The organism is Rahnella sp. RFA10(1/100) (assembly GCF_004195115.1).
Lineage (GTDB): Bacteria > Pseudomonadota > Gammaproteobacteria > Enterobacterales > Enterobacteriaceae > Rahnella > Rahnella perminowiae.
Window position 1 is genome coordinate 1 of record NZ_SEWR01000024.1, and the last position, 852, is coordinate 852.

Sequence of the window (852 nt, forward strand, 5' to 3'; positions counted from 1 at the left end):
GGATGTCTTTGTCTATGGCTCGGGCTTTGGCAATGATGACATCACCGCCTTCAGCTTTACCGATGGGGACCGTCTGCAACTGGACGACGCCCTGTGGGGCGGCGGTCTGAGCGCGGCTCAGGTGATTTCGACCTATGGGACGGTTCACAGCTGGGGCACCGTGTTCAACTTTGGTGGCCAATATCTGACCGTGCTGGGGGCCAATGATGCCGGCACGCTGGCAGGGTTGGTCGATATTTACTAATCCCGGCTGATCCCGGTTTTCACCCGGCCCTGTCACAGGGGCCGGGTTTTGTGTTTCGGGCCTGCCGTGGCGGCATCGTCTGACGATTGATCCCGGTCAATAAAAGCATTCGATAAAACAGATATAATTCCCGTGGTCGCAAAGAATGCGACCATTTGAGGAGAAAATCTGATGCCGAGTCGTTTCCTGATACCTGTTTCAAATGATGTAACCGTTGCCACCGAGAATGCTGATATTTTCTATTCAGCTTCGGATGCCGTGAATATGACGGCTTTGCCGAACGGGACCTTTGTCGCTGTCTGGGAGAATACCCCCGAAACTGGCGCGCCGAATGTCTATGGCTGTATTCTGGCGGCAGATGGTACGCCCATTGGTGGGGCCTTTGCCATCAGTGAAGTGCAACTGACCCCCGGCGGGGCCGAGCTGGACCAGTGGTATCCCGCTGTGACCTATCGCGCTGATGGCGGGTTCACGGTGGCGTGGTCCGTTGAAGAATATAACAATGGCTATAACAACGGCCGCAATATCATGATGCGGTCCTATGCCGCCGACGGCACCCCGCTGACTGATCCTTATGTGGCGGTCTATCAGGTGGGGCCCTCGAATAC

At 56.0% G+C, this 852-nt stretch carries 2 protein-coding genes; both read left to right on the forward strand.

Annotated features, from left to right (window positions below; genetic code table 11):
* A partial coding sequence (locus ETV65_RS24975; protein ID WP_165383775.1) for a hypothetical protein occupies positions 1-244 on the forward strand: 244 nt, incomplete at its 5' end.
* A gap of 171 nt (positions 245-415) precedes the next feature.
* Positions 416-852, forward strand: a 437-nt coding sequence (locus tag ETV65_RS24720; protein WP_129955690.1) for a hypothetical protein, incomplete at its 3' end; no start/stop codon positions are given.